9 protein-coding genes are annotated in these 7,373 nt (G+C 68.5%); 3 read left to right on the top strand and 6 right to left on the bottom strand.

Going from position 1 to position 7,373, the window contains the following annotated elements:
- The first annotated feature begins 298 nt into the window (after positions 1-298).
- Positions 299-2,137, top strand: coding sequence for a thiamine pyrophosphate-requiring protein (locus AB0F44_RS15255; RefSeq protein ID WP_357356744.1), 1,839 nt, complete (start codon positions 299-301; stop codon positions 2,135-2,137).
- A 24-nt stretch (positions 2,138-2,161) separates the two neighbouring features.
- Here AB0F44_RS15255 and AB0F44_RS15250 read toward each other — a convergent pair whose 3' ends face one another.
- The 4 genes from AB0F44_RS15250 to AB0F44_RS15235 all read right to left on the bottom strand — a co-directional run bounded on the left by AB0F44_RS15250 (position 2,162) and on the right by AB0F44_RS15235 (position 4,601).
- The gene (locus AB0F44_RS15250; RefSeq protein WP_357356742.1) at positions 2,162-2,773 is read right to left on the bottom strand and encodes an NAD(P)H-dependent oxidoreductase; all 612 of its coding nucleotides are present in this window, start codon (positions 2,771-2,773) and stop codon (positions 2,162-2,164) included.
- A gap of 123 nt (positions 2,774-2,896) precedes the next feature.
- Complete coding sequence (locus AB0F44_RS15245) at positions 2,897-3,193, bottom strand: muconolactone Delta-isomerase family protein (RefSeq protein WP_357356740.1); 297 nt, start codon at positions 3,191-3,193, stop codon at positions 2,897-2,899.
- Between the two features lie 15 nt (positions 3,194-3,208).
- Entirely contained in the window at positions 3,209-3,826 is a 618-nt protein-coding gene (gene wrbA, locus AB0F44_RS15240) for an NAD(P)H:quinone oxidoreductase (protein WP_357356738.1), read from the bottom strand.
- 154 nt (positions 3,827-3,980) lie between these two features.
- Positions 3,981-4,601: a TetR/AcrR family transcriptional regulator gene (locus tag AB0F44_RS15235; RefSeq protein WP_357356736.1), complete on the bottom strand. Its 621-nt coding sequence runs from the start codon at positions 4,599-4,601 to the stop codon at positions 3,981-3,983.
- Between the two features lie 62 nt (positions 4,602-4,663).
- On the opposite strand from AB0F44_RS15235, the gene AB0F44_RS15230 reads away from it, so the two are divergent.
- Together AB0F44_RS15230 and AB0F44_RS15225 are read left to right on the top strand one after the other, a co-directional pair.
- A complete protein-coding gene (locus AB0F44_RS15230; RefSeq protein ID WP_357356734.1) occupies positions 4,664-5,374 on the top strand; it encodes an SDR family oxidoreductase in 711 nt (236 codons plus the stop codon).
- Between the two features lie 31 nt (positions 5,375-5,405).
- Positions 5,406-5,786 (top strand): SgcJ/EcaC family oxidoreductase, encoded by a 381-nt coding sequence (locus tag AB0F44_RS15225; RefSeq protein ID WP_357356732.1) that lies wholly within the window; start codon positions 5,406-5,408, stop codon positions 5,784-5,786.
- Between the two features lie 10 nt (positions 5,787-5,796).
- Here the strand turns inward: AB0F44_RS15225 and AB0F44_RS15220 are convergent, their stop codons facing one another.
- Both AB0F44_RS15220 and AB0F44_RS15215 read right to left on the bottom strand, forming a co-directional pair.
- A complete protein-coding gene (locus AB0F44_RS15220) occupies positions 5,797-6,279 on the bottom strand; it encodes a hypothetical protein (RefSeq protein ID WP_357356730.1) in 483 nt (160 codons plus the stop codon).
- 21 nt (positions 6,280-6,300) lie between these two features.
- A complete protein-coding gene (locus AB0F44_RS15215; RefSeq protein WP_357356728.1) occupies positions 6,301-7,302 on the bottom strand; it encodes an NAD-dependent epimerase/dehydratase family protein in 1,002 nt (333 codons plus the stop codon).
- Between the last annotated feature and the right edge of the window lie 71 nt (positions 7,303-7,373).

Here is a 7,373-nt window from a genome sequence, read left to right as displayed (position 1 = left end):
AACAACCTCCGCGTCGTCGGCAATCACGTGCGTTCCCTGCGTGTGCTCAGGAACTCCTACGCCGGCAACTTCTCGGTGGCTCGCAACAGCTGGGTCGACCGCAAGATCGTGGAGGACAACGTGGAGCTGCATCAGAACCCCGCGGCGTGCCGTCGTCGGGTTGGATGAGTCAGCGACCACCCCGCCACCGGCCGGGTGGTCGCGACAGCCGAGCGGACGCGAATCCGGACCACACACGTATGCGGGCCTCGCGACGGGGGTACCCCGCCAAAGTGCGTTCCCAGGTCCAGGAGGAATCATGAGCCAGACCGTCGGCGACTACGTCCTGCAACGACTGCGGGAGCACGGGGTGGAGCACGTCTTCGGCTACGCCGGTGACGGCATCAACGGCCTGCTCTCGGCATGGGAGCGGGCGGACAACCAGCCCACCTTCGTCCAAGCCCGACACGAGGAGATGGCCGCGTTCGAGGCCGTCGGCTACGCGAAGTTCACCGGCCGCACCGGCGTGTGCACCGCCACCAGCGGGCCCGGCGCCATCCACCTGCTCAACGGCCTGTACGACGCCAAGCTCGACCACGTCCCCGTGGTGGCGATCGTGGGCCAGACCGCCCGCACCGCGATCGGGGGCAGCTACCAGCAGGAGGTCGACCTCCCGACCCTCTTCAAGGACGTCGCGAACGAGTACTGCGAGACCGTCATGGTCGCCGAGCAGCTGCCCAACGTCCTCGATCGGGCGATACGCGTGGCGTCGAGCCGGCGTACCGTGACCGCCGTCATCATCCCGGCCGACGTCCAGGAGCTCGAGTACGCCGCACCCGGCCACGCGTTCAAGATGGTCCCGTCGAGCCTGGACATGAGCTGGTCGGCACCGGTGCCGCCCGAGGCTGAGCTCCGGCGCGCGGCCGATGTCCTCAACTCCGGCGAGAAGGTTGCGATGCTGGTCGGGCAGGGCGCCCGGGGCGCGGCCGCGGAGGTCACGCAGGTTGCCGACGTCCTCGCGGCCGGCGTCGCCAAGGCACTGCTGGGCAAGGACGTCCTCTCCGACGAGCTGCCGTGGGTCACTGGCTCCATCGGGCTGCTCGGGACCCGGCCTTCGTACGAGCTCATGCGTGACTGCGACACGCTGCTGGTCGTCGGCTCGAACTTTCCGTACTCCCAGTTCCTCCCTGAGTTCGGGCAGGCGCGCGCCGTGCAGATCGACATCGATCCGACCATGGTGGGGCTTCGCTACCCGTTCGAGGTCAACCTGGTGGGCGACGCCGCCCAGACGCTGCGTCGGCTGCTCCCTCTGCTCGAGCCGCGCAGCCACCAGGGATGGCGCGAACAGGTCGAGGACGGCGTCGCGCGCTGGTGGGAGGTCATGCAACGCCGCGCCTACACCGCCGCCGACCCGATCAACCCGGAGCTCGTCTTCCACGAGCTGTCGCCGCGGCTGCCGGACGACGCGATCATCGCCGCGGACTCAGGGTCGTCGGCGAACTGGTACGCCCGGCACATCCGTATGCGCGGCCGCATGCGAGGTTCGCTGTCCGGCACGCTCGCCACGATGGGACCGGGTGTTCCGTACGTCATCGGCGCCAAGATCGGCCACCCCGACCGGCCGGGCTTCGCGCTCGTAGGCGACGGGGCCATGCAGATGAACGGGATCAACGAGCTGATCACCATCGCGAAGTACTGGCGCGACTGGGCTGACCCGCGGCTGGTCGTCGCCGTCCTTCACAACAACGATCTCAACCAGGTCACGTGGGAACTGCGGGCGATGGGCGGGTCACCGCAGTTCCTCCCGTCGCAGCAGCTCCCGGACTTCCCGTACGCCGCCTACGCCCGCAGTCTCGGCCTGCACGGGGTCCTCGCCGAGAAGCCCGAGGAGGTCGTCCCCGCCTGGGAGGAGGCCCTCGCCGCGGACCGACCGTGCGTCGTCGAGTTCGTCACCGACCCCGCCGTGCCCCCGATCCCGCCGCATGCGACCTGGGACCAGATCGAGAAGGCGGCCGAGTCGATCGTCCGTGGCGACAGCGACCGGCTCGGCATGATCGTCGAGGGCTTCCGGTCGAAGGTCCAAGAGATGCTGCCCGGCACCAAGGACCGCCCCGACCAGGTGACCGGCGATCGGCCCGGGACCAGCCGCCAGCCATGAACAGGAGCAGGGCCGGTCCGGGTTTCACTCCCCGGACGGGTAGGGCGAGGTGACCAGCAGGCCAGCGAGGTGGGCGAGGTGACGGGCCATGGTCGTGGTCGTGCCCGCGGTCTTCTCCGGAGTCGGGTTCTTGTCCTTGTAGTCCACGGCCTGCATGGCCTCGCCGACCCAGTAGGTCGAGCCGTTGGCGGGGATGGTGAAGCCGACGTCGTTGAGCGCCTGGCAGAGCTCAGCAGTGACGTGGTGGGCGCCGTCCTCGTTGCCGACGACGCCGATCCCGGCGACCTTGTCGTACGTCCGCATCCGGCCGTCCTCGTCGGTCTCGCTGAGCTCGGCGTCGAGGCGTTCGAGCACCATCTTGCACACCGAGGACGGCTGGCCCAACCAGATCGGGGTGACCAGCACGAGCACGTCAGCGGCCAGCATCCGCTCGCGCAGCAAGGGCCACGCATCGCCGTCACCCTCGTCGGTGGAGACTCCGAAGCGTATGTCGTGGTCGACGACCCGGACCATCTCGCCCTTCACCCCGTGGTCCGTGAGCGCCGTGAGGATCTGGGACCCGAGCAGCGCGGAGCTGGACTCGTCGGGTGAGCGTTTGAGGGTGCAGTTCAGGATCAGACAAGTCGGTGATGTCATGCCACCTGGTAACCGGCGGGCTCTGCTGTCATGCGCCGATCACGAGTGCGCCGTCGCCGCGCTGCACCTCGTCGTCGCCCGAGGGCCCGACGAGGTGCAGCGCGGGTGGCGGGCGCGTGTCGTTCAGCGGTCGCGAGCGGCCGGGTCGTTCGGATGCGATGCCACCGCGGTGACGTCGAAGGTCATCCACGGGGACAACGGCAGGGTTTCCAAGACGTTCGCCCGCAGGGCCGCCTCGTCGTCGGCGACCCACAGGCCGATGCTCCGCATCTCGCCGATCGGCCGCCAGAGCCGAACGAGGTTGCCACTCGCCGTCAGTTCCGTAGCTCGGACCGCCTCGGCGGCTCGGCGTCGATCGACCTCCGCCTGCGGGGTCCCGTCAGGGACCACGGTCTTGATCTCAACGATGAATTCAGCCATCGGTCCACTCCTCTCTCAGGCTGCCTGTCCGGCCTTGAGGCGCCGGGCGATCTCGACCACACGCTGGGCCTGGTGCTTGGCCGAGGCCCGGGTGACGTCGCCGACGGGGTTGGTCCCCTGGGCGTCGACGTGCGATGTTCCGTACGGGTTGCCGTCGTCGTACTTGACCGGGTCGGTGAAGCCGGGGGCGACGAGGATCCCTCCGAAGTGGTGCACCGAGGTGTAGAGCGACTGCAGCGTCGTCTCCTGGCCGCCATGGAGGCTGGAGGACGAGACGAAGCCGCTGTAGATCTTGTCGACCAGCTTGCCCTCAGCCCACAGACCACCGAGCGTGTCGATGAACTGCTTGAGCTGGGCGGAGACGTTGCCGAACCGGGTCGGCGTGCCGAAGAGGACGACATCGGCCCAGGCGACGTCTTCCGGCGACGCCTCCGGTACGTCGGAGGTGGTGGCATGGTTCGCCGCCCACGCTGCATTCGACTCGATGGCCGAGAGCGGCGCGAGCTCCGGGGCCTTGGTGAGGCGCACCTCGGCGCCGGTGGCCAGCACTCCCTTCTCGAGCTCGCGGGCGACTTCGGCCGTCGTGCCGGTCGAGGAGTAGTAGACGATCGTGACCTTCACGTTTTCGGACATGGGGTGAGTCCCTTCTCTTGAGGCCGTTCATAGTTGACCGACCATCTACTAAACAACGAGAGCGTGAACCTATTCCGCACTGCCGATTTCCGTGCAAGCCGCGCCATCTCGCTCCCGAGCGGCGGCCGGAACGCACGCTAGAGCGGTCCGACCCTCACCGGGGAGCCGACTCCTCGGCGGACAGCGTGATGCCCATCAGTCGCAGACTGTTGCCCCAGAGGTCATCCAGCTCGCCAGGGTCGTTGAACAGCTTGGCGAAGAGCACGAGCCCCTCGAGCTGGGCCACGATCGACTTCGCGGCCATCCGGGCGTCCGCGATCTCGATCTCGCCGGCATCCACCCCGACGGTCAGGTGTTCGGCGATCATCTGGACCTGTTCGTCGAAGATCTCCTGAAGCCTCTTCTGTATCGAGGGGTTGTTCGCGCTGACTTCGAGGGCGAGGTTGCCGAACAGGCAGCCGGTGACCGCTCCGGTGCCGCGCAGCGCCGACGCCTGCATCTGTGCGGCCACGTCGAAGATCCCCCGAAGGCGCTCCAGCACCGTACCCGGCCCCGCCAGGATCGCGGACCACTCTCCACGCTGCCACTCCCAGTGAGCGTCGACAACAGCCAGCGCCAAGGCCTCCTTCGACGGAAAGAAGTAGTAGAACGACCCCTTCTGCACCCCAGCACGGGTGGCGATCTCCGCCACGCCGACCGAGCTGTAGGCCCGCTCACTGAACAGTTCGGTGCCTGCAGCGACAAGCCGCTCGCGCGCATCAGAAGTCCGTCCCACGCTCCCGATTGTAGACCGATCGCCTAGTGGAATAGTTGACCGACCGTCTATGTTCCATCGCCATGAGCACACGAAAGGTCGCCGTCATCACCGGCGCTTCTCAAGGAATCGGAGCCGCCCTCGTCGCGGCCTATCAGGACCTCGGCTACGCCGTCGTCGCCAACTCACGATCCATCGAGTCGGCCTCGACCGACACCTTCCAGACCGTCGTGGGTGACATCGGCGACGCCACGGTCGCACGGCGCGTGATCGCTACGGCAGTCGAGCGGTTCGGTCGGGTCGACACACTGGTCAACAATGCGGGCATCTTCGTCGCCAAGCCGTTCACCGACTACACCGTCGAGGACTACGAGTCGATCAAGAGCACCAACCTGGACGGCTTCTTCCACGTCACGCAGGCGGCGCTCGCTCAACTCCTCGACCAGGAAGAGGGCGGGCACGTGATCAGTGTGACCACGACCCTGGTCGAGAGCGCATCGGCTGCGGTGCCATCGGTCCTGGCGTCCCTCAGCAAGGGTGGGGTCGCGGCCGCGACCAAGTCGCTCGCCATCGAGTACGCCAGCCGAGGCATCCGGGTGAACGCGGTCTCGCCCGGCATCATCAAGACACCCATGCACGCACCCGAGACCCATGACTTCCTCACTGCGCTCCACCCCATGGGGACCCTGGGCGAGGTCGACGACGTGACCCGCGGCGTGCTCTACCTGGAGCAGTCGCCCTTCGTCACGGGCGAGTTCCTCCACATCGACGGCGGCCAGAGTGCCGGCCACTGAATCGTCCCACCTCACCCGAAGGAGAACTTCCATGACCAGCGAGACCATCAGCGCGGAGCACGAGCTGCGCACCGTGCTCGACCAGTGGGCAACTGCCATCGCCGAGCGCCGACCGGCCGATGTCGCCGCCCTCTTCACCGAGGACGCACTCTTCCAGGGCTTCGACCCCGAGCCCGGCGTCGGCCGCGACTACATCAGCCGCTACTACGCCAAGCAGCCGGTCGGTCTACGGGCTGAGTACGAGCTCCTCTCCACACGCGAGATCGCCCAGGAGGCCCTAGTTGGATATGCCCGTGTGCTGTTCATGCGGCCCGACGGAGACGCGACCGTTCACCTCACCGTGATCGCACAACGTGGACAAGCCGGATGGGCGTTGAGCCACTACCACGTCTCCAAGCTGATTCCAGACTGATCCCCAACCATCATGCGCCGATGACAGTACGGCCCACTCGCAGGTGCAGGTCCTCGAGCCGGGCGCTCTGGTCGTCGGCGCGGCGGATGAGCTCGTCCAGCTGCAGCGGGTCGACACGTACGTCGTCCTCGGTGGCGGCACGCAGAAGCTGCCACCCGGCCCGCTTGGCGACCACCGCGTCACGCAGCGCCTCCAGCTCGAACAGGTCCGAGAGCGGCGAGCGGCGCACCAGCCGGCCGTTCGGCTTGAACCGGCCGGCGAACTCCACGGCCCGTCCAGTCGTGGCGGCGATGCGCGAGGGGGTGGCTCCCGTCGCCTCGATGATCTGCCGCAGCTGCTCCCGGTCCTCCTTCACCTCGGTCGCCAGCTGTCGTACGCGGGCGGCCACGTCGGTGTCGGAGTGCGAGCGGCCGACCCGCTCGAACATCGCGGCTCCGGCGCTGGCCCCTGCCCAGTGGTGCTGCAGGTAGGCGTGCAACATGTCGTCGTTCATGGCTGCTCCTCCTCGTGGAGGTCAGGGACGTAACGGCGGGAGCTCGCTGCCCGCCTTCTGCGGGATCCCGGAGAGGACGGCTTCGAGCGCGTCCATGGCCGAGTGGCGCGGTTGCCAGGCGAGCTCCAGCTCGGCGCGGGTGGTCGACATCAGCGGCAGCTGCATGACCGCGTCCAGCAGGCTGCCGGGGACCGGCGCCAGCCGTGCGTGCCAGGCGCCTTCCAGGCCGTGACGCGCGAGACGCGGCGGGACCTCGATCGTTCGAGCGCCCATCAGATCGCCGAGCTCGTCGCGGGCGATCACGCCGTCACCGGCCAGGTTGAACGCGCCCGATACATCGGTGGTCGCCGCGGTGGCGAGGGCCCGGCCGACGTCTCCGGCGTGCACGGCCTGGAACCGCAGGCCCGCGGGCACCGGCACCACTGGGGTCCGCTGCCGGTCCAGGAACGCGGGCCGGGCCAGGGCGCCGCCGAAGATGCGCCGTTGCTCGCTGGCCGCCGAGCGCTGGAAGACGAACGCGGGCCGAACCCTGACCAGACGGACCTCGGGGTGGTTGCAGGCGAAGGCGTCCAGGGCCCGTTCGACGTACGCCTTCTCCCGGCAGTACGCGGCAGCCGACGCACCGTCGGTCTCCCAGGTCTCATCGACCAGGTCGTCGTGATCGACCGGAGAGTAGGCCGCCACCGACGAGGCGCACACGAGCGCCTTGACACCTGCCCGGGCCACGGCGTCGAGGACCCGGCGTGTGCCGACGGCGTTGGTGGCCCAGGTCTCCTCGGGACGGTGCGTGGGCTGGAACTTCCAGGCGAGGTGCACGACCGCGTCGGCACCCTCGACCACCGGCTCCAGGTTGGCCGTCGAGACATCGGCCATCCGCCATTCGACGGAGGCATGGGCGCTGGCCCGAGGTCCGTCCGGCGCCCGGCGCGCGACGGCGACGACGTCGGCGGCCCCGTCTGCGGTGAGTGCCCGGATGGTGGCGCTGCCGAGGTTTCCCGACGCACCGATGACGACCACCTTCATGTTGTCCACACCCTCCCTGGGGCCGCTCTGCTGTGAATCTCACCGGTACCCACCACGACCAGGTTCAGCAC

It is taken from the genome of Nocardioides sp. NPDC023903 (assembly GCF_040639295.1).
Classification (GTDB): domain Bacteria; phylum Actinomycetota; class Actinomycetes; order Propionibacteriales; family Nocardioidaceae; genus Nocardioides.
The sequence above is the reverse complement of the archived record's forward strand: the minus strand, read 5'-3'. Positions and strand labels throughout refer to the sequence as shown.

Excerpts from the sequence above, each read along its gene's own strand:
- AB0F44_RS15230 (WP_357356734.1), top strand. The coding sequence starts at position 4,664 with ATGAGCACACGAAAGGTCGCCGTCATCACCGGCGCTTCTCAAGGAATC.
- AB0F44_RS15250 (WP_357356742.1), bottom strand. The coding sequence starts at position 2,773 with ATGACATCACCGACTTGTCTGATCCTGAACTGCACCCTCAAACGCTCA.
- AB0F44_RS15220 (WP_357356730.1), bottom strand. The coding sequence starts at position 6,279 with ATGAACGACGACATGTTGCACGCCTACCTGCAGCACCACTGGGCAGGG.
- wrbA (WP_357356738.1), bottom strand. The coding sequence starts at position 3,826 with ATGTCCGAAAACGTGAAGGTCACGATCGTCTACTACTCCTCGACCGGC.
- AB0F44_RS15225 (WP_357356732.1), top strand. The coding sequence starts at position 5,406 with ATGACCAGCGAGACCATCAGCGCGGAGCACGAGCTGCGCACCGTGCTC.
- AB0F44_RS15245 (WP_357356740.1), bottom strand. The coding sequence starts at position 3,193 with ATGGCTGAATTCATCGTTGAGATCAAGACCGTGGTCCCTGACGGGACC.
- AB0F44_RS15215 (WP_357356728.1), bottom strand. The coding sequence starts at position 7,302 with ATGAAGGTGGTCGTCATCGGTGCGTCGGGAAACCTCGGCAGCGCCACC.
- AB0F44_RS15255 (WP_357356744.1), top strand. The coding sequence starts at position 299 with ATGAGCCAGACCGTCGGCGACTACGTCCTGCAACGACTGCGGGAGCAC.